Origin of the sequence: Pseudomonas oryziphila (genome assembly GCF_003940825.1) — a bacterium.
Taxonomy (GTDB): domain Bacteria; phylum Pseudomonadota; class Gammaproteobacteria; order Pseudomonadales; family Pseudomonadaceae; genus Aquipseudomonas; species Aquipseudomonas sichuanensis.
Genome location: NZ_CP034338.1, coordinates 1,806,226 through 1,828,275, shown reverse-complemented (window position 1 = coordinate 1,828,275; position 22,050 = coordinate 1,806,226). Strand labels below are relative to the sequence as shown.

General features: G+C 64.4%; 22 protein-coding genes. 3 read left to right on the top strand and 19 right to left on the bottom strand.

Features of this window, described 5'->3' with window-relative positions; genetic code table 11:
- Positions 1-10: 10 nt before the first annotated feature.
- From ccmE to ccmA, 5 genes are read right to left on the bottom strand one after another with little or no spacing between them, the layout of a single operon-like run.
- Positions 11-454, bottom strand: coding sequence for a cytochrome c maturation protein CcmE (gene ccmE / locus EJA05_RS08665; RefSeq protein ID WP_110995284.1), 444 nt, complete (start codon positions 452-454; stop codon positions 11-13).
- Positions 451-627: a heme exporter protein CcmD gene (gene ccmD / locus EJA05_RS08660; protein WP_110995283.1), complete on the bottom strand. Its 177-nt coding sequence runs from the start codon at positions 625-627 to the stop codon at positions 451-453. Before ccmD ends, ccmE begins: the two co-directional genes overlap by 4 nt.
- On the bottom strand, positions 624-1,391 hold the full coding sequence (locus EJA05_RS08655) for a heme ABC transporter permease (RefSeq protein ID WP_125857950.1): 768 nt from the start codon (positions 1,389-1,391) through the stop codon (positions 624-626). The genes ccmD and EJA05_RS08655 overlap by 4 nt, the downstream gene beginning before the upstream one ends.
- 46 nt (positions 1,392-1,437) lie before the next feature.
- Positions 1,438-2,106, bottom strand: coding sequence for a heme exporter protein CcmB (ccmB, locus tag EJA05_RS08650; protein WP_110995309.1), 669 nt, complete (start codon positions 2,104-2,106; stop codon positions 1,438-1,440).
- Positions 2,103-2,735: a cytochrome c biogenesis heme-transporting ATPase CcmA gene (gene ccmA, locus EJA05_RS08645; protein WP_125857949.1), complete on the bottom strand. Its 633-nt coding sequence runs from the start codon at positions 2,733-2,735 to the stop codon at positions 2,103-2,105. The genes ccmB and ccmA overlap by 4 nt, the downstream gene beginning before the upstream one ends.
- Positions 2,736-2,979: 244 nt before the next feature.
- Here ccmA and fliK point away from each other — a divergent pair, with 244 nt between their 5' ends.
- From fliK to EJA05_RS08630, 3 genes are all read left to right on the top strand, one after another.
- A complete protein-coding gene (gene fliK / locus EJA05_RS08640) occupies positions 2,980-4,554 on the top strand; it encodes a flagellar hook-length control protein FliK (protein ID WP_125857948.1) in 1,575 nt (524 codons plus the stop codon).
- Positions 4,551-4,889, top strand: coding sequence for an EscU/YscU/HrcU family type III secretion system export apparatus switch protein (locus EJA05_RS08635; RefSeq protein ID WP_125463299.1), 339 nt, complete (start codon positions 4,551-4,553; stop codon positions 4,887-4,889). The genes fliK and EJA05_RS08635 overlap by 4 nt, the downstream gene beginning before the upstream one ends.
- Positions 4,890-4,959: 70 nt before the next feature.
- A complete protein-coding gene (locus tag EJA05_RS08630; protein ID WP_125857947.1) occupies positions 4,960-7,710 on the top strand; it encodes a dermonecrotic toxin domain-containing protein in 2,751 nt (916 codons plus the stop codon).
- A gap of 55 nt (positions 7,711-7,765) precedes the next feature.
- Here the strand turns inward: EJA05_RS08630 and EJA05_RS08625 are convergent, their stop codons facing one another.
- From EJA05_RS08625 to flhA, 14 genes are all read right to left on the bottom strand, one after another.
- A complete protein-coding gene (locus EJA05_RS08625) occupies positions 7,766-8,161 on the bottom strand; it encodes a DUF2802 domain-containing protein (protein ID WP_110995277.1) in 396 nt (131 codons plus the stop codon).
- A gap of 1 nt (position 8,162) precedes the next feature.
- Complete coding sequence (locus EJA05_RS08620; protein WP_110995276.1) at positions 8,163-8,642, bottom strand: chemotaxis protein CheW; 480 nt, start codon at positions 8,640-8,642, stop codon at positions 8,163-8,165.
- A 67-nt stretch (positions 8,643-8,709) separates the two neighbouring features.
- Entirely contained in the window at positions 8,710-9,594 is an 885-nt protein-coding gene (locus tag EJA05_RS08615) for a CheW domain-containing protein (protein ID WP_125857946.1), read from the bottom strand.
- Positions 9,594-10,382, bottom strand: coding sequence for a ParA family protein (locus tag EJA05_RS08610; protein ID WP_110995274.1), 789 nt, complete (start codon positions 10,380-10,382; stop codon positions 9,594-9,596). Before EJA05_RS08610 ends, EJA05_RS08615 begins: the two co-directional genes overlap by 1 nt.
- 63 nt (positions 10,383-10,445) lie before the next feature.
- Positions 10,446-11,303 (bottom strand): flagellar motor protein MotD, encoded by an 858-nt coding sequence (gene motD, locus EJA05_RS08605; protein ID WP_125857945.1) that lies wholly within the window; start codon positions 11,301-11,303, stop codon positions 10,446-10,448.
- Positions 11,304-11,306: 3 nt separating this feature from the next.
- Positions 11,307-12,047, bottom strand: coding sequence for a flagellar motor protein (locus EJA05_RS08600; protein WP_110995272.1), 741 nt, complete (start codon positions 12,045-12,047; stop codon positions 11,307-11,309).
- Positions 12,047-13,171, bottom strand: coding sequence for a protein-glutamate methylesterase/protein-glutamine glutaminase (locus tag EJA05_RS08595; RefSeq protein ID WP_125463295.1), 1,125 nt, complete (start codon positions 13,169-13,171; stop codon positions 12,047-12,049). The genes EJA05_RS08600 and EJA05_RS08595 overlap by 1 nt, the downstream gene beginning before the upstream one ends.
- 45 nt (positions 13,172-13,216) lie before the next feature.
- On the bottom strand, positions 13,217-15,451 hold the full coding sequence (locus tag EJA05_RS08590; RefSeq protein ID WP_125857944.1) for a chemotaxis protein CheA: 2,235 nt from the start codon (positions 15,449-15,451) through the stop codon (positions 13,217-13,219).
- Between the two features lie 12 nt (positions 15,452-15,463).
- Complete coding sequence (locus tag EJA05_RS08585) at positions 15,464-16,252, bottom strand: protein phosphatase CheZ (protein WP_125857943.1); 789 nt, start codon at positions 16,250-16,252, stop codon at positions 15,464-15,466.
- Between the two features lie 18 nt (positions 16,253-16,270).
- On the bottom strand, positions 16,271-16,645 hold the full coding sequence (locus tag EJA05_RS08580; RefSeq protein ID WP_178125875.1) for a chemotaxis response regulator CheY: 375 nt from the start codon (positions 16,643-16,645) through the stop codon (positions 16,271-16,273).
- A gap of 103 nt (positions 16,646-16,748) precedes the next feature.
- A complete protein-coding gene (gene fliA / locus EJA05_RS08575) occupies positions 16,749-17,489 on the bottom strand; it encodes an RNA polymerase sigma factor FliA (RefSeq protein ID WP_110995267.1) in 741 nt (246 codons plus the stop codon).
- A complete protein-coding gene (gene fleN / locus EJA05_RS08570; protein WP_008093270.1) occupies positions 17,486-18,319 on the bottom strand; it encodes a flagellar synthesis regulator FleN in 834 nt (277 codons plus the stop codon). The genes fliA and fleN overlap by 4 nt, the downstream gene beginning before the upstream one ends.
- Before the next feature lie 114 nt (positions 18,320-18,433).
- Complete coding sequence (gene flhF / locus EJA05_RS08565) at positions 18,434-19,744, bottom strand: flagellar biosynthesis protein FlhF (protein WP_125857942.1); 1,311 nt, start codon at positions 19,742-19,744, stop codon at positions 18,434-18,436.
- A gap of 11 nt (positions 19,745-19,755) precedes the next feature.
- Positions 19,756-21,885, bottom strand: coding sequence for a flagellar biosynthesis protein FlhA (flhA, locus tag EJA05_RS08560; RefSeq protein WP_110995265.1), 2,130 nt, complete (start codon positions 21,883-21,885; stop codon positions 19,756-19,758).
- Positions 21,886-22,050: the final 165 nt, after the last annotated feature.

Sequence of the window (22,050 nt, the reverse complement as noted above, 5' to 3'; positions counted from 1 at the left end):
AGGGCCGCGTTCATGGCTTGGCCTCCGCCTGGCCGCTTTCTTTCAGGGCCTTGCTGACTTCCGGCGGCATGTATTTCTCGTCGTGCTTGGCCAGCACTTCGTCAGCCACCACCACGCCGTCGGCGTTGAGCTTGCCCAGCGCGACGATGCCCTGCCCTTCGCGGAACAGGTCGGGGAGGATGCCGCGGTAGGTGATCGGCACGGACTTGGCGTAGTCGGTGACCACGAAGCGCACGTCCAGCGAGTCCGCCGAGCGCTGCACCGAGCCCTTCTCGACCATGCCGCCGGCGCGGATGCGGGTGTCCAGCGGCGCTTCGCCGTTGGCGATCTGCGTGGGGGTATAGAACAGGTTGATGTTCTGCTGCAGGGCACTCAGGGCAAAGCCCACGGCCACGCCGACACCGGCCAGCAGGCCGAGGATGATGAACAGGCGTTTCTTGCGCTGCGGATTCACGGTTTGCTCTCCCGGCGCAGACGGCGCGCCTCTTCTTGCAGGTAGCGCCGGCGGGCCAACAGGGGCGCGGCGACATTCAGCGCCAGCACCGCCAGGCAGATGCCGTAGGCCGACCAGACGTAAAGGCCATGGTGGCCCATGGCGAGGAAATCATTGAACGAGGCGAAGCTCATCGTGCTGCCCCCCGGCCCAGGCTGTTCATTACCTCATCCTTGACCCAACTGGCGCGGGCTTCGCGCTTGAGCACTTCGAGGCGCATGCGCAGCAACAGCACCACGCCGAAGAAGCAGTAGAAACCCAGCGCCGTGAGCAGCAACGGCAGCCACATTTCCACCGGCATCGCCGGTTTTTCGGTAAGGGTGAAGGTGGCGCCCTGGTGCAGGGTGTTCCACCACTCCACCGAGTACTTGATGATCGGGATGTTGATCACGCCGACGATGGCCAGCACCGCGCAGGCCTTGGCCGCGCTGTCGCGGTTACTGATGGCCTGGCCCAGGGCGATGATGCCGAAGTACAGGAACAGCAGGATCAGCATCGAGGTCAGGCGCGCGTCCCACACCCACCAGCTGCCCCAGGTCGGCTTGCCCCAGATGGCGCCGGTAACCAGCGCCACTGCGGTCATCCAGGCGCCGATGGGCGCTGCGCATTGCAGGGCGACGTCGGCCAGTTTCATCTTCCACACCAGCCCCACCACCCCGGCCACCGCCAGCATCACGTAGCAGGACTGCGCCAGCATCGCTGCCGGCACGTGGATATAGATGATGCGGAAACTGTTGCCCTGCTGGTAGTCCTGGGGGGCGAAGGCCAGGCCCCAGGTGATGCCCACCAGCAGCAGCAGGATGGCGGAAACGGTCAGCCACGGCAGCATGCGGCCGCTGATGGCATAGAACCATTTGGGGGAACCCAGCTTGTGGAACCACGTCCAGCTAATTTTCATCAGGGTACATCCAGGGTGTTGGCCAGGCTGCAATGCCCGGAACTCGTTATTCGCCGACGCTGATCTTCAGGCCGGCGGCGATCGCAAAGGGTGCCAGTGTCACCGCCAGGGCCGTCAGGCTGGCGAGCCAGAGCAGGTGGCCGGTGGCCGGCATATTCTGCAACGCCGCCTGCAACGCACCACTGCCCAGGATCAATACAGGGATATACAACGGCAGAATCAGCAACGCCAGCAGCAAACCGCCGCGCTTGAGACCGACCGTCAGCGCCGCCCCCACCGCGCCCAGCAGGCTCAGTACCGGCGTGCCCAGCAACAGCGAAGCGAGCAGCACCGGCAGGCAACTGGCCGGCAAGCCGAGCATCAGCGCCAACAGTGGCGCCAACAATACCAGCGCCAGGCCGGAAAAGATCCAGTGCGCCAGGACCTTGGCCAGCACCAGTAACGCCAGTGGGTGCGGCGACAGCACCCACTGCTCCAGCGAGCCGTCCTCGAAGTCACTGCGAAACAGCCCGTCCAGCGACAGCAACACCGCCAGCAACGCCGCGACCCAGACCAGTCCCGGCGACAAGGTTTGCAACAATTGCGTCTCAGGGCCCACCGCCAGGGGGAACAGCGCGACCACTATGGCAAAGAACACCAGCGGGTTGGCCAGTTCCGCCGGACGGCGGAACAACAGGCGCGCTTCGCGGCGCAACAGCAGAAGGAATACGCTCATGCCGCCCATTGCCCCAGGTTAAGTTCACGGTAACCGGCAGGCTTGTGCGCGAGGCTGTGATGGGTGGTCAGCACCACCGTGCCGCCCTGTTCGCAATGCGCCGCCAGGTGCGCCTCGAGCTGGGCGACGCCCTGCTTGTCGAGGGCGGTGAACGGTTCGTCGAGAATCCACAGCGGCGGGCTGTCCAGGTACAACCGCGCCAGCGCCACGCGCCGTTGCTGGCCGGCTGACAGGGTATGGCACGGCACATCCTCGAAACCGCGCAGGCCGACGGCCTCCAGCGCGCGCCAGATGGCATCGCGGCTAGCCGGCTGGTGCAGCGCGCAAAGCCAGGCGAGGTTCTCTTCGGCGGTGAGCAAGTCCTTGATGCCGGCGGCGTGCCCGATCCAGATGAGGATGCTGGCCAGGGCGTGGCGCTGCTCGGCCAATGGCTGGCCGCCGAGCAGGATCTGCCCGGCGGTGGGCTGCATCAGCCCGGCCAGCAGGCGCAACAGGCTGGTCTTGCCGCTGCCGTTGGGGCCGGCAATCTGCAGCATGTCGCCAGGGCGCAGTTCGAAGTCCAGGTGCTCGAACAGCAGTCGCCAGTCGCGCTCGCAGGCCAGGCCTGCGGCTTGGAGGTGAAGGGTCACGGTTTCGCCTTATTAAGGTTGGGCTCATGATCTACGCCGCTCCTTCGCGGGTAAACCCGCTCCCACAAGGACCAACGCAATCCCTGTGGGAGCGGGTTTACCCGCGAAGCAGACGACACCGGTCTTAAACCCTGTGTCTCAAGTCGCCCCCTGCCCTGCCGTTATACTGGCAGGCGGGCGGCCGGCATTATTACACGCGCTGTCCCGCTGCCAAGAGGGCGGGTTCGACAGGTTGTATACAATCATGACTGAAATCAATAGTCTCGGCGCACAAACTGCGCCAAGCCCCCAGGCGACCAGGGCCGCCATGACCGGTGAACTGCTGCGCCTGCTGCAATCGCAGCCCGATCTGCTGGCACCGGGCGAGACGGCGCGCGCCGAAGTCATGTCGCTGCGCCAGGTCGGCCAGGAATTCCAGCTCCTGCTGCGCCTGACCCAGACCAACGGCAACCAGACCCAGCTGCAGGCCAGCGCCAGCCAGCCACTGCCCCAGGGCAGCCTGATCACCGTCAGCCAAACCGACAGCAACCGCCTCGCGGTGCTGGTGCAGCAGGCCAACGCCAACAATATCGCCACCCTCACCCGCCTCGACACCCGCCAGGTGCCGGTCGGCACCTTGCTGCAAGGCAAAGTGCTGACCAGCCAGGCATTGCCGCAGCCCCCCGGAGAAGCAGCCAGCTTCCGTTCGCTGGTGAGCCTGCTCAACAGCAGCCAGGCCGGAGCCACCCTGACCATCGACAGCCCACGCCCACTACCGGTCGGCAGCCTGCTCAGCGCCCTGGTGCAAGGCGACCAGTCGCTGCGTTTCGTGCCCCTCAGTGGCCGTCAGGATCAACTGGCGATCGCCCAGCACCTGGTCACCCAGCAAGGGCAGCAGGCATCACTGCCGGGGCTGCTCAGCGGCCTGCAGCAGATCGCCCGCTCGCCAGACGCCGGTGTCGAACTACGCGCCAGCGCCGAGCGCCTGCTGGCCAGCCTGCCGGACGCCCGCCAACTGAGCGAACCGAAGAACCTCGCCCAGGCGCTCAGCAGCAGCGGCGCATTCCTGGAGTCCAAGCTGCTCGGCGGCCTTGCCAGCGGCGTGGCACCCGACCTCAAGGCACAGCTGGTGCGCCTGATCGCCCAGTTGCCGCCGCCACCGGCCAACGCGACGCTCAGCCCGATGCTGACCAGCACTTCCCTGGCCCAGGCGCTGCCTGGCTTTGCCCGCAGCGCACTGGGCATGCTCGGCCAGGTCAGCCCACGCCCACAGTCGGGCCCCTTCCCGCTGCCCACGCGCCTGCTGCAGAAGCTGGAGCAGGAAGGCGATCTGCAGCAACTGCTGCGCCTGGCCGCCGGGGCCGTGTCGCGCCTGCAGAGCCATGCGCTGTCCAGCCTGCAGCAATCCGGCCAGCTGGAAAACGGCAACCTGCAGACCACCTGGCAGACCGAAATCCCCATCCGCCACGGCCAGGAGTTCATCCCCCTGCAGGTCAAGCTGCAACGCGAGGAAACCCCGCAGCAGCAAGCCGACCGTGAACGTGAACAGCACGAACAGCGTGATCCGCTGGCCGCACTGTGGCGCATCGAGCTGGCCTTCGATCTGGCCCCCCTTGGCCCCCTGCAAGTCCAGGCTCAACTGTCCCAGGGGCGCCTGTCGGGCCAGCTCTGGGCCGAGCAGGAGCGCACGGCACGGCTGATCGACAGCCAGCTCGGCGCCCTGCGCGAACGCCTGTTGGCCTGCGGCCTGGATGTCGGCGATCTGGAATGCCATCCCGGCACGCCACCGCAAGGCCCACGCACACGCCTGGAACAACGTTGGGTGGACGAGAACGCATGAAGCAGCCGCAACCACGCCAGGCCATTGCCCTGAGCTACGACGGCCAGCAGGCCCCCACCCTGAGTGCCAAGGGCGACGACGAACTGGCCGAAGCCATCCTCGCGCTGGCCCGCGAGCATGAAGTGCCGATCTACGAGAATGCCGAGCTGGTACGCCTGCTGGCGCGCCTGGAACTGGGCGAGCAGATCCCCGAAGCGCTGTATCTGACCATCGCCGAGATCATCGCCTTCGCCTGGCAACTGCGCGGCAAGGTGCCGGCCGGCTTCGACGACACACCGCCAGGCGAACGGGACATTTCCCCATCCGTACTCGCCCTGCCCGAACCGCGACGATAACTATGTAGGGCCCGCGCGCCCCCGCCGCCTGCCACCTTTGCCAACTCGTTAACGGCTAAGGTGCACTACCTTGAATACTCCCATCGTCAACAACGCGGGTGTGCAGTACGTCCGCGACCATCTGCGCCACTTTCCTCGCCCCGACCGCATCGCTGCCGATGCCATCAAGGCCTGGGCGGCCCAGCACCAGCTGAATCTGGACCCCGACCAGGTCGATGTGGTGACCCTGCACTACCAGTCAGGCAGCAACGCCAGCTGGGAGGGTATCGTCGTGCAGAAGCAGAGCCTGACGCAGGCCATGCTGTCGAACTGGCAAGGCGAATCCAACAACAACTTGGTTGGCGGATTGTTCGGTGAACCCTGGGCCGGGCATTTTCCCGGCAAGATCCGCCTGGTCGAAAAATTGCGTGAGCGCGAGTGGTACAGCAATGGCGCGGCCTACGCAGTGTACAACGGCCTGTTCCGACGCTCGCAGCCCCAGGAATACAGCCACAAAACCCATATCGATGTGCCGGCCGAAGACCTGCAGCGGTTCATCTGGAACCTGGATTTTCATACCCGCTACAAGGCCTTGCTGGACAGCTATTGGTCCAACCACCTGGACAGCTATCGCGTCAGCGCGCAGATCAACTTCCTCGCTGCCTGCAACAAGCAGGCAGCGCAAGGCAGCCTCAGCCGCGCCGGCGTACGCCTCGCCTGGCAGGCCGCTGGAGTGACCACCCGACCTTCCAGCGTCCTGGTCCGCCCACTGAATGTGTATGGCTATACCGCGACCGACCTGCTCTGCTTCAAGGACAGGACCAGCGGCCTGACCCTGCTGTACATACCCGGCAACGCCTCGCCCCTGCATGAGTTCGCCAACGAGGCGCTGCTCAAGGAGTGGTTCGCGCAGCAGTGCAAGGACCTGCAAAAACGCCAGGCGCTGATGGAACACTTCGCCCAGGCCGATACGCCGGACGGCCTGAGCTACAGCGGCCTGGCGACTGCCCTCGACGGCCTGGCGGCATACCCGCGCAGCAACGACCTGAACCCTCAGCGCCCCGGGTTCACCACAGAAGGCCATTGGGCGCCTCGGGACTATGTGAACTACAAGATCAACACCTACAGCCCGCCCATCGCAGGCGAGCTGTTCCTGGCGCTGGCCCAGCGCCACAAACGTCGCAGCTATCAGGACGCGGACTTTATCGTCACCGACCAAAACGAAGTGCTCAAGGCGCGCTGGCGCGGTTACCTGAAGTCGGCGCTCGACTACCTTGCGCCCCTGGCGCTGGTGGTACCGGAACTGGCTCCGCTGTTCGCCATCGGCGGCATGGCGCAATTCGGCCTCGGGCTGGATCAGGCCATCCACGGCAAGAGCCAGGCGCAACAGGCCGCGGGCGTGCAAGGGGCCGCCTTCGGCCTGCTCAACGCCGCGCCCCTGTTGCACCAGCTCGCCCAGGAATCACCCTTGCTGCTGAGTTTCAAGGACGAACGCTTCGTCATGCCCAGCCAGGTCAACGGCCAGTTGGGTTATCCCATGGGGCCGGTCTCGCCGCCTCACTTTCCTGAAGCAATAGTCGAGTACTTTCACAACCCCGAACCGATCGCCCCACTGACTGACGCCGATCCACTGGTCAGCAGCAGGGTTACACGCACGCCGCGCTACGACGGCACACCCGACAGCCTGTATGCGACGGTCGACGGCTATGTCACCGAAATGATCTACGACGTGGAGTTCGATGCGTTCATCCGGGAGGACGAACTCAACCATGTGGACCCTAACTTCCATGTACCGGATCCAGAGACCAACCGTCTGATGGAAGTCGATGTGCGCACCCGCCCGGTCACCGACGCCATGCGCATGGGCACGTTGCGTGCGTTGGGTATCGACCTGCACCTGCCGGTCGAGTACCCCACTATCGACGCCACGGCACTGCAGCCGATCCCCAAACAGGTATCGAGCATCTGGGTCGGTGACAAGGTGATCAGTCCAGCGCTGCTGACCAACCTCGGAAGGAACGCCACGCGCCTGAGTGAAAGCCAGTATGCCTACCGGTTGTTCCTGTCGAACACAACGCCCGAAGCCTACCGGGAGAACCTGCGCCTGCTCGCCGAACACGCACCGACCCTCCAGGTCATGACCCTGGAAGAACAGCCGTTCTACGCCAGCTTCCAACGCAGTCGCTACTTCGCTCAGTACCAGGCGGCCATCGACGGCAACAGTGGCGTGGCCACCAATTTTTCCTCTGCTTCGGACGTGCTGCGTTATCCGTTGCTCAACCACGAGGGCGGCCTGTACCTGGACGTGGACGACACCCTGCGCGAACCTGGCAGGCCGCTGATGATCAATGGCCAGCCACGGGGCGAGCCGGGCGAGGCCATCGATTCGATCGAATTGCTCGCCCCCAGGGATGGCCTGCTGCTGTACCCACCGGTTTCCAACGAAAAGCTCGGCATGCACTTGCTGTACAACACCACACCGATCGGCAGCCACCCAGGCAACCCACTGCTGGAGGCCATTTCGGAGGAAATGCATTCAAGGTTTGCCGCGGAGCCGGGCTTCTATGACAGCCGACCCGACCCACAGGTCGACCCGCAGGCCGCCTACGACTATGCAACGAGACTGAACAAGTTGACCGGTCCGGCCATGCTCAACAGCGTAATCGACAGGCACATGCCACTGCAGGCCACGCTGCGCCAGATCACCAACCTGTATGGCATGCCCCGGGTAAACGCAGGGCACTTCGTCGACCTGCAGCGCTTCAACCAATTGCAGCACCAGTGGCTGCCACTGGGCCGCATCGTCAGGATCGGCGGCAGCCATTCCTGGGCCACCACCTGATGTCACTCAAGCCTGTCGGGGCCGCTGCGCGCCCTCGATAGCGAGCCGGCGAGGATCACTCGCCGTGGTGCAGCTTGCGCATCAGTTCGGCCTCGGCCTGGGTCAGGCCGCAGGTTTGCGTGAGCTCCTCGACACTGGCCCCCATGCCTACCAGCTTGGCGGCCTGCGTGAAGGTGACGCTGTTGGGGTCGCGTTGTTCCAGTTGCTGGAGTTTCTCCGGCAACGGCGCGACCACCGCGCGCAGTTCGTGAATGGCCTCGCCCATGCGCACGGTACCGTTCTGATAGTCGTCCAGGCGCTTGCCCAGGTCCTTGATGCGCTGGTCACGCAGCGCATCGCCCTGGGCCTGCTGTGCCGCCAGCTCGCGCTGGCGCTTGCTGTAATTGAGGAAGAACCACAGGCTCAGCGCCCACAGCAGCGCCAGGAGGATGACCGCAGCCTCGAAAATCAACTCAGATGCTCTCCAGCTCGGACCACTCTTCCTCGGTCATCATCTTGTCCAGCTCGACCAGGATCAGCAGTTCGCCGTTCTTGTTGCAAACGCCCTGGATGAACTTGGCCGATTCTTCGTTACCGACGTTCGGCGCAGTCTCGATTTCCGACTGACGCAGGTACACCACTTCAGCGACGCTGTCGACGAGGATACCGACCACCTGCTTGTCCGCCTCGATGATGACGATGCGGGTATTGTCGGTGATGTCCGAGGGCATCAGGCCGAAGCGCTGGCGGGTGTCGATCACCGTCACCACGTTGCCGCGCAGGTTGATGATGCCCAGCACGTAGCTGGGTGCGCCCGGCACCGGAGCGATCTCGGTGTAGCGCAGCACTTCCTGGACCTGCATGACGTTGATGCCGTAGGACTCGTTGTCCAGACGGAAAGTAACCCATTGCAGGATCGGATCTTCGGAACCTTGTGCAGACGACTTCTTCATTCCCCTAGCCCTCTCAATCCGCCTTCGGCGGTGTGCTCTGTATAGCCGCGGCAGTAGCGGCGTTGATTCAGTTGTGTTTGGTATTCATCTGCTTGACCGCGCCACTGGCGATCAGCTCGGCCAGCTCGGCGACGTCGAGCAGCGCGCACATGTGTTCGATCACCGTGCCGGCCAGCCACGGGCGCTGGCCACGCTGGCCACGCTGGCTGCGCCACTTGATCTCGTTCGGGTCCAGGCGCAGCGAACGGCTGACCTGGTGTACCGCCAGCCCCCATTCGTAGCCCTGCACCGAAATCACGTACTGCAGGCCCTGGCGGAAGTCCTCGCGGTAGCGGTCGGGCATGACCCAACGCGCGGTATCGAGGACCTTCAGGTTGCCCGCCTGGCAGCTGAGGATGCCGAGGAACCAGTCCGGCTGGCCGAACAGCGGCGTCAGTTCCTGACCGGCCAGCGAGTAGATCGAGCCCAGGCATACCAGCGGCACCGCCAGCGTAAGGCCGGCGACGTCGAACAGCAGGCATTCGAACGGTTCGGCCGCCCAGGCTGGGCGGCCGTCGACCGTGGCCGGTGGCACAGGCGCGGCGGGTGCTGGCAGGTGCACCTCGACCAAGGGTGCGACCGGTTCGGCGGCCTGCACCTCGGCCGGCACTTCTTGCTCGACCACGCTGACCACTGGCTGGGCCGGCGGCAGAACGGTCGGCAGCACCTTGACCTGCGGCTCGGCAAAAGGTCGCGGCGCTGCGGGTGCCGGTTCGGCCTGGCGGCGGGCGTCAGCGGCCTGTTCTTCGCGAACAGCCGCTTCGAATTCGTCACTGGGCGCCTGGCTGGCCGGCTGCGCGGCAGGCGCAGGTTCTGGCAGCTCGAACGACTCGGTGGCTTCCTGCAGCAGGCCATCAAGGTACGACTGCAGGGCCATTTGCGGTTTGCTGGCAATATGCCGGGCTTGGTTCATCAGGCCACCTGCAGCGCGGAGCGATAAGTAAGCAGGTGCTTGAGCAGCGCCCGGTAGGCAATGACGCCACGGCTCTTGCCGTCGAACTGCGAGGGCGTGACACCATTGCGGCTGGCATCGCGCAGGCGCGTGTCAACCGGGATGTAGCCCTGCCAGACCTGCTCGCCATAGGTGTCGCGCAGCACTTTCAAGGTGCCCAGCGATGCCTGGGTGCGGCGGTCGAACAGGGTTGGGACGATCTGGTAGGGCAGTGCCTGCTTGCGCGAACGGTTGACCATGGCCAGGGTCCCGACCATGCGCTCCAGGCCTTTGACGGCAAGGAACTCGGTCTGCACCGGGATCACCAGCTGCTGGCAGGCGGCCAGGGCATTGACCATCAGCACGCCGAGCAGCGGCGGGCTGTCGATCAGGGCAAAGTCGAAGTCCTGCCACAGCTGCGCCAGACTCTTGGCGATCACCAGGCCCAGGCCACTCTGCCCCGGCGACTGGCGCTCCAGCACCGCCAGCGCGGTGCTCGACGGCAGCAGCGAGATACGCTCATCGCTGGTGGGCAGCAGCAACTGGCCCGGCAGCCCTTCGGGCACCGTGCCTTTATGCAGGAACAGGTCGTAACAGCTGTGCTCGAGCGCGTCGGGGTTGTGCCCGAAATAGCTGGTCATCGAGCCGTGCGGGTCGAGGTCGACAACGACCACGCGCTTGCCCGCCTCGGCCAGCAGGCCGGCCAGGGCGATGGTGGTGGTGGTCTTGCCAACGCCACCCTTTTGATTGGCTACTGCCCAGACTCTCATAGGACAACTCTTGACTCGTTGATGCCGGCGATCACCGCCTTGCGGCGACAGAGAATTGACGAGTTATTGCCCCGCCACCGATGCTGGCGAGGCTGGTGCACTTTGTGTGCCAGCCCGGCGCAAGGCCGCATCCGGCGTGGCGTTGGCACTGCCGCTACCGGTCAGGCTGCGACGCACCTCGAGGTTGCGTGAAATCACCAGCACCACCCGACGGTTGCGCGCGCGCCCTTCAGCAGTGTCGTTGCCGGCCACCGGCTGGTACTCGCCGTAGCCCACCGAAGCCATGCGCGCCGGGTTGACGCCTTCCATCGCCAGCAGGCGGACGATGCTCGCCGCACGCGCCGAAGACAGCTCCCAGTTGGTCGGGTACTGCGCCGTGCGGATCGGCAGGTTGTCGGTGAAGCCTTCGACGTGCACCGGGTTGGCGAACGGCTTGAGGATCTTCGCCACTTTTTCGATGATCGAGAACGCAACATCGCTGGGCATGGCGTCACCGCTGCCGAACAGCAGCGAGGAGTTGAGCTCGATCTCGATCCACAGCTCGTTGCCGCGCACGGTCATCTGGTCGGACTTGATCAGGTCGCCGAACGCATCGCGCACATCGTCGGCAATGCTCTTGAGCGGATCGACACTGGCCTGGGCCAGGCCGGCGTCGGTCTGCTCGCTGTCCTTGACCAGCGGCTCGGCCGGCTTGACCGTGAGCGGGCGCTCGTCACCGATGGGGATCGGCTTCATGCTGCGCTCGGGGTCGTTGAACACCCCGATCAGCGCCTGCGAGATCTGCTTGTACTTGCCCTCGTTGATCGAGGAAATCGAGTACATGACCACGAAGAAGGCGAACAGCAAGGTGATGAAGTCGGCGTACGACACCAGCCAGCGCTCGTGGTTTTCATGTTCCTCGGTATGACGACGACGGGCCATGGGTTACTCCATGAAGCCTTGCAGCTTGAGTTCGATCGAACGCGGGTTCTCCCCTTCGGCGATCGACAGCAGGCCCTCGAGCAGCATCTCGCGGTAACGCGACTGGCGCAGGGTGACGGCCTTGAGCTTGTTGGCGATCGGCAGCAGGATCAGGTTGGCACTGGCAACACCGTAAATGGTGGCGACGAACGCCACGGCAATGCCGTTACCCAACTGCGAAGGGTCGGCGAGGTTGCCCATCACATGGATCAAACCCATCACCGCACCGATGATACCGATGGTCGGCGCATAGCCGCCCATGCTCTCGAACACCTTGGCCGCCTGGATGTCGCGGGACTCCTGGGTCAGGAAATCCACCTCGAGGACGCTGCGAATGGCTTCCGGCTCGGCGCCGTCGACCAGCAGTTGCAGGCCTTTGCGCGCATAGGGGTCGGGCTCGGCATCCGCCACGCCTTCCAGGCCCAGCAGGCCTTCCTTGCGCGCGGTCAGGCTCCAGTTGACGACACGGTCGATACCGCCGGCCAGGTCCACCCGTGGCGGGAAGAAGATCCAGCGGACGATCTGCAGCGCCCGTTTGAACGACGACAGCGGCGACTGCAGCAGCGCCGCCGCCAGGGTGCCGCCCAGGACGATCAGCGCCGCCGGGCCGTTGAGCAGCGCACCGACATGCCCACCCTCGAGGAAGTTACCGCCAACGATGGCGACGAAAGCGAGGATCAGGCCGATCAGGCTCAAGACATCCATCAGACGCACGCCTCGACCAGGTGCTTGCCGATCTCGTCCAGGCTGTACACCGCGTCGGCGAGGTTGGCCTTGACGATCGCCATGGGCATGCCATAGATCACGCAACTGGCCTCATCCTGCGCCCATACGGTGCTGCCACCCTGCTTGAGCAGGCGCGCGCCTTCGCGGCCATCGGCGCCCATGCCGGTGAGCACCACCGACAGCACCTTGTCGCCATAGGACTTGGCGGCGGAGCCGAAGGTGATGTCGACGCAAGGCTTGTAGTTCAGGCGCTCGTCGCCCGGCAGGATTTTCACCGTGCCACGGCCGTCGACCATCATCTGCTTGCCGCCAGGCGCCAACAGGGCCAGGCCCGGGCGCAGCACGTCGCCGTCCTCGGCTTCCTTGACGCTGATCTTGCACAGCTTGTCCAGGCGTTCGGCGAAGGCCTTGGTAAAGGCCGCCGGCATGTGCTGGATCAGCACGATCGGCGCCGGGAAGCTGGCAGGCAGCTGGGTGAGCACGCGCTGCAGCGCGACCGGGCCGCCGGTGGAGGTACCGATGGCCACCAGTTTGTAAGGCTTGCGCTTGGGTGCTGGCGAATGGGCAGCCGCAGGCGCGGCGGTGCGCACCGGCGCGGCCGGGCGAGCAGGCGCGCTGCCGGCAAAGCTGCTGGCCGGGGCGTGGCTGCTGGCCGGTGCAGGCGCTGCGGCCGGCGCCGGGCTGGAATAGGCGCCGAAACGGCGGTTGCTGCGTGCAAGGGTGTGAACCTTCTCGCACAGCATTTGCTGGACCTTCTGCGGGTTGCGCGAAATGTCCTCGAAATTCTTCGGCAAGTAGTCCACTGCACCGGCATCCAGCGCATCCAGCGTAACGCGGGCGCCTTCATGGGTCAGCGAGGAGAACATCAACACCGGCGTCGGGCAGCGCTGCATGATGTGCCGCACCGCAGTGATGCCGTCCATCATGGGCATTTCGTAGTCCATGGTGATGACATCGGGCTTGAGCGACAGCGCCTGGTCGATAGCTTCCTTGCCATTGGTCGCGGTGCCCACGACCTGGATCGTCGGGTCGGCCGAGAGAATTTCCGAGACACGGCGGCGGAAGAAACCGGAATCATCCACCACCAGGACCTTGACTGCCATAAACACTCCATTAGGTGGCGCACCCGCCAGGGCGCGCCACCGAAATCAAATACGCCGGGCGGCGTAACGCTTGAGCATGCTCGGAACGTCGAGGATCAACGCGATACGGCCGTCACCGGTGATGGTGGCGCCGGACATGCCCGGGGTACCCTGCAGCATCTTGCCCAGCGGCTTGATCACCACTTCTTCCTGCCCCACCAACTGGTCGACCACGAAGCCGATGCGCTGGGTGCCCACCGACAGAATCACCACGTGGCCTTCGTGCTGCTCCTCGTGCGCCTGGTCCTGGACCAGCCAACGCTTGAGGTAGAACAGCGGCAGCGCCTTGTCGCGGACGATCACCACCTCCTGGCCGTCGACCACGTTGGTGCGCGACAGGTCGAGGTGGAAGATCTCGTTGACGTTGACCAGCGGGAAGGCAAACGCCTGGTTGGCCAGCATCACCATCAAGGTCGGCATGATCGCCAAGGTCAGCGGCACCTTGATGACGATCTTCGAGCCCTGGCCCTTGGCCGAGAAGATGTTGATCGAACCGTTGAGCTGGGAAATCTTGGTCTTCACCACGTCCATGCCGACACCGCGGCCGGACACGTCGGAGATCTCGGTCTTGGTCGAGAAGCCCGGGGCGAAGATCAGGTTGTAGCAGTCCGACTCGCTCAGGCGGTCGGCGGCGTCCTTGTCCATCAGGCCCTTTTCGACGGCCTTGGCACGCAGCACGCTCGGGTCCATGCCCTTGCCGTCGTCGGAGATCGACAACAGGATGTGGTCGCCTTCCTGTTCCGCCGACAGCACCACACGGCCGGTACGGGCTTTGCCCGAAGCTTCGCGCTCGTCGGGCATCTCGACACCATGGTCGACGGCGTTGCGCACCAAGTGCACCAACGGGTCGGCCAGGGCCTCGACGAGGTTCTTGTCGAGGTCGGTCTCTTCACCGACCAACTCCAGGTTGATCTCTTTCTTGAGCTGGCGCGCCAGGTCACGAACCAGGCGCGGGAAGCGACCGAAGACCTTCTTGATCGGCTGCATGCGGGTCTTCATGACCGCGGTCTGCAGATCGGCGGTGACCACGTCGAGGTTGGACACGGCCTTGGACATGGCCTCGTCGCCGCTGTTCAGGCCCAGGCGTACCAGGCGATTACGCACCAGCACCAGTTCGCCGACCATGTTCATGATCTCGTCCAGGCGCGCAGTGTCGACCCGCACCGTTGTTTCCGCTTCGCTGGCGCCATGCTTCTCGGCGGCCGGTGCCGGGGCACGGGCAGGAGCCGCAGCGGCCGGCTTGGCGGCAGCAGCCGGGGCCGGTGCGGCAGCTGGCGCAGGTGCAGGCTTGGCCACAGGCTTTGCTTCTGCCTTGGGCGCGGTCGCCACGGCGGCAGCGGGTGCTTCGGCAACCGCCGCATCAGCGGAGAACTTGCCCTTGCCATGCAACTGGTCCAGCAGTGCTTCGAATTCATGCTCGCTGATGTCATCGCCCCCAGCAGCAGGCGCGGCACTTGCAGCCGGCGCGGCAGCGCCCTGCAGTGCATCGACGGCGAAGGTGCCCTTGCCGTGCAACTGGTCAAGCAACGACTCGAACTCGTCGTCGGTAATCTCGTCGCTGGCTGCAGCGGGAGCGGCAGTTGCCGGCTCGCTGGCCGCCACTTCGGTCGAAAACTGGCCTTTGCCGTGCAACTGGTCGAGCAGGTTTTCGAACTCGGCGTCGGTGATCTCGTCACCGCCGGTGACCGGCGCCTCGCCTTGCATCTGCTCATGCAGCTCGGCTTCGGCCTCGGCCTTGACCGCATCGAGCGAATTGAGCAATTGCTCGAACTCGGTGTCGGTGATGTCCGGCTCGGCGCTGGCCTCGACCACTGGCGCAGCCTCGACCTCGGCGGCTGGCGCCTGGGCGGTACCCGGTTCGGCCAGGCGCGACAGCGCCGCCAGCAGCTCCGGGGTGGCCGGGGTGACATCGGTACGCTCACGCACCTGGCCGAACATGCTGTTGACCGTGTCGAGCGCTTCAAGCACCACGTCCATCAGTTCCGCGTCGACCCGGCGCTCACCTTTGCGCAGGATGTCGAACACGTTTTCGGCGATGTGGCAGCACTCCACCAGTTCGTTGAGCTGAAGGAAGCCGGCGCCCCCTTTTACAGTGTGGAAACCGCGGAAAATCGCATTGAGCAGGTCCGCATCATCGGGCCGGCTTTCCAGCTCGACCAGTTGCTCGGACAACAACTCGAGGATTTCGCCGGCCTCTACCAGGAAATCCTGAAGGATTTCTTCATCGGCGCCGAAGCTCATTAAACGTGCTCCTTAAAAACCCAGGCTGGACAGCAGATCATCGACATCGTCCTGACCGGACACGACGTCTTCACGCTTATCGGCATGAATCTGCGGACCTTCACCCCGAGTCGGATGTTTTTCTTCATCTTTTTCAGCGCGCAGCTGCTGGTGGTCATGTTCGATACCGGCGAAGCGGTCGACCTGGCTGGCCATCAGCACGAGCTTGAGCAGATTGCTTTCTACTTCGGTGACCAGCGCGGTAACCCGCTTGATCACCTGGCCGGTCAGGTCCTGATAGTCCTGAGCCAGCAAGATATCGTTGAGGTGCCCGGCGACCTTGCGGTTGCCTTCGGCACTGTGCGCCAGGAAACTGTCGACACGCTTGACCAGCTCACGGAATTCCGGCGCCGCCACTTCGCGGCGCATGAAGCGCTGCCAATCGGCGGACAGGTCCTGGGCTTCGCTGGCCAGGGTGTTGAGCACCGGCGTGCTCTCCTCCACCAGGTCCATGGTGCGGTTGGCCGCGCCTTCGGTGAGGCGCACCACGTAGGAAAGGCGCTCGGTGGCATCGGTGATCTGCGAGACCTCCTCGGCCTGCGGCATCGCCGGGTCGATCTGGAAACTGACGATCGCACTGTGCAGTTCACGGGTGAGTTTGCCGACTTCCTGATACAAGCCCCGGTCGCGAGTCTGGTTGAGCTGATGAATCAGCTGCACCGCATCGCCGAAACGGCCGCGCTCGAGGCTCTCGACCAGTTCCTGGGCATGTTTTTTCAGGGTTGATTCGAACTCACCCAGAGAGTTGTTGGTTGACTCCATGGCGCCCCCTGAGGTGACTCAGCCGTTGACGCGTTCGAAGATCTTCTCGATCTTTTCTTTGAGCACCTGGGCGGTGAAAGGCTTGACCACATAGCCGTTTACCCCGGCCTGGGCCGCTTCGATGATCTGCTCACGCTTGGCTTCGGCGGTCACCATCAGCACCGGCAGGTGCTTCAGACGCTCGTCAGCGCGGACTTTGCGCAGCAGTTCGATGCCGGACATGCCCGGCATGTTCCAGTCGGTCACCAGGAAATCGAAGTGGCCGCTTTCCAGCATCGGCAACGCGGTGTTGCCGTCGTCAGCTTCCGAGGTATTGGTGAACCCCAGATCACGCAACAGGTTCTTGATGATCCGCCGCATCGTCGAAAAGTCGTCAACGATGAGGATTTTCATGTCTTTGTTCAAGTAGACCTCCAAGCAGTCTTAAACGCGCTCGGCGCCGAGCGCGCAGTCAATCAATTCGGTAGAGCAAAAAACGACTGCATCGAACCCGGGCTCAGCGTGCCCGCCATTCCCCCAGGCGGCCGCGCAAACGCGCCGCGCACTGGCTATGCAACTGGCTGACACGTGACTCGCTGACCCCCAGTACCTCACCGATTTCCTTGAGGTTCAGCTCTTCGTCGTAGTACAGCGCGAGCACCAGGCGCTCACGCTCCGGCAGGTTGGCGATCGCCTCGGCCAGGGCGCGCTGGAAGCGCTCGTCTTCCAGGTCACGCGATGGCTCCAGCTGGCCGCTGGCCCCGTCCTCGTGCAAACCTTCGTGTTCACCGTCCTGCAACAGGTCGTCAAAACTGAACAGGCGGCTGCCCAAGGTGTCGTTCAGAATCCCGTAGTAATCATCGAGACTCAATTGGAGTTCGGCAGCAACCTCGTGATCTTTAGCGTCGCGACCAGTTCTTGCTTCAACCGAGCGCATTGCGTCACTGACCATGCGCGTATTGCGGTGCACCGAACGTGGTGCCCAATCTCCCTTGCGCACCTCGTCGAGCATGGCGCCGCGGATGCGGATGCCGGCGTAAGTCTCGAAGCTGGCGCCCTTGCTGGCGTCGTACTTGTTGGCGACTTCCAGCAGGCCGATCATGCCGGCCTGGATCAGGTCCTCGACCTGCACGTTGGCCGGCAGGCGCGCCAGCAGGTGGTAGGCGATGCGCTTGACCAGCGGCGCGTAGCGCTCGACCAGCTCGTACTGGGCGTCCTTCGACGCCTTGCTGTACATCTTGAAGCCGCTCGCACTCATAGCACTGGCCCCGCGCTGGTGGGCTGCACCAGACGCTCGACGAAAAACTCCAGGTGCCCGCGTGGGTTGGCTGGCAGCGGCCAGCTGTCGACCTTCTGCGCGATGGCCTTGAAGGCCAGCGCACACTTGGACCGTGGGAAGGCCTCATAGACCGCCCGCTGCTTCTGCACCGCCTTGCGCACACATTCGTCGTAAGGCACGGCGCCGACGTATTGTAGGGCGACGTCGAGGAAGCGATCCGTGACCTTGGTCAATTTGGCGAACAGGTTGCGCCCTTCCTGCGGGCTCTGCGCCATGTTGGCCAGCACGCGGAAACGGTTCATGCCGTAGTCGCGGTTGAGCAGCTTGATCAGGGCGTAGGCATCGGTGATCGAGGTAGGCTCGTCACAGACCACCAGCAACACCTCTTGCGCCGCACGCACGAAGCTGACCACCGATTCGCCGATCCCGGCGGCGGTGTCGATCACCAGCACATCGAGGTTGTCGCCGATTTCGCTGAACGCCTGGATCAGGCCGGCGTGCTGGGCCGGTGCCAGGTGCACCATGCTCTGGGTGCCCGAGGCGGCCGGCACGATGCGTACCCCGCCCGGCCCCTGCAGCAGCACGTCACGCAGCTCGCAACGGCCCTCGATGACGTCGGCCAGGGTGCGCTTGGGTGTCAGGCCCAGCAGCACGTCGACATTGGCCAGGCCCAGGTCGGCGTCGAGCAGCATGACCCGGCGGCCGAGTTCGGCCAGCGCCAGGGACAGGTTCACTGAAACGTTGGTCTTGCCGACGCCACCTTTGCCACCGGTGACGGCGATCACCTGTACGGGATGCATGCTACCCATGTCTGTTGTTTACCTTGTCTTGCTTGGACCCAGGCCACATGAGGGGCTTGATGCTCAGCGCCGCGGCCAGGCCGGGCAACCCCATGATGTAGGTACTTTGCACAGTGTTCACCTTCACCCCGCCCGCTTGCCGGGGTTGTGGTAGAGATCAGCGAACATGTCGGCCATGGCCTCTTCGCTGGGCTCGTCCTGCATCTGTACGCTCACCGCGCGGCTCACCAACTGGTGTTTGCGCGGCAATTGCAGGTCATCCGGAATGCGTGGCCCGTCGGTCAGGTAGGCAATCGGCAATTCGTGACCGATGGCCAGGCTCAGCACTTCACCGAGGCAGGCAGTTTCATCGAGCTTGGTCAGGATGCAACCGGCCAGGCCGCAGCGCTTGTAGCTGTGGTAGGCGGCGGTGAGCACCTGTTTCTGGCTGGTGGTGGCCAGTACCAGATAGTTCTTCGAGGCGATGCCACGCCCGGCCAGCGTCTCCAGCTGCATGCGCAGCGCCGGGTCGCTGGCCTGCAGGCCGGCGGTATCGATCAGCACCACGCGCTTGCGCAGCAGCGGTTCGAGCGCCTGGGCCAGGGACTCGCCCGGGTCGACGTAGGTAACCGGCACATTGAGGATGCGCCCCAGGGTTTTCAGCTGTTCCTGGGCGCCGATGCGGAAGCTGTCCATGCTCACCAGGGCGATATTGCTCGCGCCGTACTTGAGCACATAGCGTGCGGCCAGTTTCGCCAGGGTAGTGGTCTTGCCCATGCCGGCCGGGCCGACCATGGCGATCACCCCGCCCTCTTCGATCGGCTCGACCTCGGGCACGTCGATCATCCGCGCCAGGTGCGCCAGGACCATGCGCCAGGCGTGGCGCGGCTCTTCGATTTCGGCGGTCAGCTCAAGCAGTTCGCGGGCCAGCCCGCCCGACAAGCCCAAGCGCTGCAGGCGGCGCCAGAGGTTGGCCTGTTGTGGCTTGTTACCTTGCAGCTGGCTCCAGGCCAGCGAACCGAGCTGCACTTCAAGCAGCTCGCGCAGGCCGGTGAGCTCCGAGCGCATGGCGTCGAACAGGCGCGGGTCGACCGGCGCGGCAGCCGGTGCGGCAGGCGCCGCAGGCACGTCGACATGCGGCTCGACCAGCGGTTCGGAAGCGGTCAGCGACTGGCCGGCGAACAACTGCCGGTTGCCCTCGCCGATTTCGTTGCGCCCGCTGATTTCAGCCTGGGCGGTGACAATGCGCGACTGGGTCTTGCGCAACTCGTCCTCGAGCTCGGCATTGGGCACCCGTGGGGCCAGGGCGGACAGCTTGTAGTCCAGCGCGGCCGTCAACTCGACACCGCCAGCGATGCGCCGGTTGCCGATGATGGCGGCATCGGAGCCAAGCTCATCACGAACCAGCTTCATGGCCTGACGCATATCGGCGGCGAAAAAACGCTTAACTTGCATAACCCACTACCTCAGCCGTTGGGGCCCACGGTGGCAACAATGGTGACTTGCTTGTTGTCAGGTATTTCCTGATACGCCAAAACATGCAAATTCGGTACAGCCAGGCGACCGAAACGCGACAGCATGGCGCGGATCGGGCCCGCCACCAGAAGGATGGCCGGCTGGCCCTGCATTTCCTGACGCTGGGCCGCCTCGATCAACGAGCGCTGAAGCTTTTCGGCCATGCTCGGCTCAAGAAGAACACCGTCTTCCTGACCTTGCCCGGCCCTTTGCAAACTATTGAGCAAGATCTGTTCCAACCTTGGCTCAAGGGTGATCACAGGCAGCTCGGACTCAACGCCGACAATGCTTTGAACGATAGCGCGGGATAACCCGACCCGCACCACCGCCACCAGCGCGGCGGTATCTTGACTCTTCACCGCATTGTTTGCGATGGCTTCGGCAATGCTGCGAATGTCGCGTACCGGCACCTGCTCGGAAAGCAACGCCTGCAGAACCTTGAGCAAACCCGACAAGGAAATGACACCCGGCACCAGCTCTTCCGCCAGTTTCGGCGACGCCTTGGCCAACACCTGCAGCAACTGCTGGACTTCTTCATGGCCGATCAGCTCATGGCAGTGCTTCTGCAGGATCTGGTTGAGATGGGTGGCGACCACGGTACTGGCATCCACCACTGTGTAACCCAGCGACTGCGCCTGGGCGCGCTGACCCACATCGATCCACACCGCCTCCAGGCCGAACGCCGGGTCGCGCGAGGCGATGCCGTTGAGCGTGCCGAATACCTGGCCGGGGTTGATTGCCAGCTCACGGTCCGGGTAGATCTCGGCCTCTGCCAGGATCACGCCCATCAGCGTCAGGCGATAGGCACTGGGCTGCAGGTCGAGGTTGTCGCGAATGTGCACGGTGGGCATGAGGAAGCCCAGGTCCTGGGACAGCTTCTTGCGCACACCCTTGATCCGCGCCAGCAATTGGCCGCCCTGGTTGCGATCCACCAGCGGAATCAGGCGGTAACCCACCTCCAGGCCGATCATGTCGATGGGGGTGACGTCATCCCAGCCCAGTTCCTTGGTGTCCATGGCACGCTGCGGCGATGGCAGCAGGTCCTGCTGGCGCTGAATCTCTTCCAGGGCCAGGGCCTTGGCTTTCTGCTGCTTCTTCCACACCAGGTAGGCAGCGCCGGCGGCCACCCCGCCCAGGCTGAGGAAAGCCATGTGCGGCATGCCCGGCACCAGGCCCATGACGATCATCAGCGCGCCGGAAACCGCCAGGGCCTTGGGCGAATCGAACATCTGCCGATTGATCAGCTTGCCCATGTCCTCGGAGCCCGAAGCACGGGTCACCATGATCGCGGCAGCGGTGGACAGCAGCAGTGATGGCAATTGCGCCACCAAACCGTCACCGATGGTCAGCAGCGCGTAGACCTTGCCGGCATCGCTGAAGGTCATGCCGTGCTGCAGCATGCCGATCAGCATGCCGCCGATGAGGTTGATGAACAGGATCAGCAGGCCGGCGATGGCATCGCCACGGACGAACTTGCTGGCACCGTCCATCGAGCCGTAGAACTCGGCCTCCTGGGCCACTTCGCTACGACGCGCCTTGGCCTGGGCCTGGTCGATCAGGCCGGCATTGAGGTCGGCGTCGATGGCCATCTGTTTGCCGGGCATGGCGTCAAGGGTGAAACGCGCGCTCACCTCGGAGATACGCCCGGCGCCCTTGGTCACCACCACGAAGTTGATGATCATGAGGATGGCGAACACCACCGCACCGACGACGTAGTTGCCGCCGATCACCACTTCACCGAACGCCTGGATCACCTTGCCCGCGGCGCCATGCCCTTCCTGGCCATGCAGCATGACCACTCGGGTGGACGCGACGTTCAGCGCCAGGCGCAACAGCGTGGCCACCAGCAGGATGGTCGGGAAGGCGGCGAAGTCGAGCGGGCGCAGGGCATAGACGCACACCAGCAGGACCACGATCGACAGGGCGATGTTGAAGGTGAAGAACACATCGAGCAGGAACGGCGGTATCGGCAACATCATCATTGCCAACATCACCAGCAGTAACAGCGGCACGCCGAGGTTGCCCCTGCCGAGACCGGCCAGGTTGTTGCGCGCGTTGCTGATTAACTGAGTGCGATCCACCGCGAGTCCTCTTGAAGCAAAACTTTGACGCCTGGGTGGCGCCTGGCGCTGGCTTTGCAAGAAGCTTTCCAACTTTGGGGAAAAGGTGGAGATGTGTTCGCCTTGAGAGGTGTTGCGCCTGTGAAATCGAGCGCCGCCCGCGCGGCGCTTCGCGGGTAAACCCGC

Excerpts from the sequence above, each read along its gene's own strand:
- EJA05_RS08585 (WP_125857943.1), bottom strand. The coding sequence starts at position 16,252 with ATGGAGTCAACCAACAACTCTCTGGGTGAGTTCGAATCAACCCTGAAA.
- EJA05_RS08600 (WP_110995272.1), bottom strand. The coding sequence starts at position 12,047 with ATGGATGTCTTGAGCCTGATCGGCCTGATCCTCGCTTTCGTCGCCATC.
- fliA (WP_110995267.1), bottom strand. The coding sequence starts at position 17,489 with ATGAGTGCGAGCGGCTTCAAGATGTACAGCAAGGCGTCGAAGGACGCC.
- EJA05_RS08595 (WP_125463295.1), bottom strand. The coding sequence starts at position 13,171 with ATGGCAGTCAAGGTCCTGGTGGTGGATGATTCCGGTTTCTTCCGCCGC.
- EJA05_RS08610 (WP_110995274.1), bottom strand. The coding sequence starts at position 10,382 with ATGAGAGTCTGGGCAGTAGCCAATCAAAAGGGTGGCGTTGGCAAGACC.
- fleN (WP_008093270.1), bottom strand. The coding sequence starts at position 18,319 with ATGGGTAGCATGCATCCCGTACAGGTGATCGCCGTCACCGGTGGCAAA.
- flhF (WP_125857942.1), bottom strand. The coding sequence starts at position 19,744 with ATGCAAGTTAAGCGTTTTTTCGCCGCCGATATGCGTCAGGCCATGAAG.
- EJA05_RS08580 (WP_178125875.1), bottom strand. The coding sequence starts at position 16,645 with ATGAAAATCCTCATCGTTGACGACTTTTCGACGATGCGGCGGATCATC.
- EJA05_RS08590 (WP_125857944.1), bottom strand. The coding sequence starts at position 15,451 with ATGAGCTTCGGCGCCGATGAAGAAATCCTTCAGGATTTCCTGGTAGAG.
- EJA05_RS08615 (WP_125857946.1), bottom strand. The coding sequence starts at position 9,594 with ATGAACCAAGCCCGGCATATTGCCAGCAAACCGCAAATGGCCCTGCAG.
- EJA05_RS08635 (WP_125463299.1), top strand. The coding sequence starts at position 4,551 with ATGAAGCAGCCGCAACCACGCCAGGCCATTGCCCTGAGCTACGACGGC.
- EJA05_RS08620 (WP_110995276.1), bottom strand. The coding sequence starts at position 8,642 with ATGAAGAAGTCGTCTGCACAAGGTTCCGAAGATCCGATCCTGCAATGG.
- ccmD (WP_110995283.1), bottom strand. The coding sequence starts at position 627 with ATGAGCTTCGCCTCGTTCAATGATTTCCTCGCCATGGGCCACCATGGC.
- ccmB (WP_110995309.1), bottom strand. The coding sequence starts at position 2,106 with ATGAGCGTATTCCTTCTGCTGTTGCGCCGCGAAGCGCGCCTGTTGTTC.
- fliK (WP_125857948.1), top strand. The coding sequence starts at position 2,980 with ATGACTGAAATCAATAGTCTCGGCGCACAAACTGCGCCAAGCCCCCAG.
- EJA05_RS08655 (WP_125857950.1), bottom strand. The coding sequence starts at position 1,391 with ATGAAAATTAGCTGGACGTGGTTCCACAAGCTGGGTTCCCCCAAATGG.
- motD (WP_125857945.1), bottom strand. The coding sequence starts at position 11,303 with ATGGCCCGTCGTCGTCATACCGAGGAACATGAAAACCACGAGCGCTGG.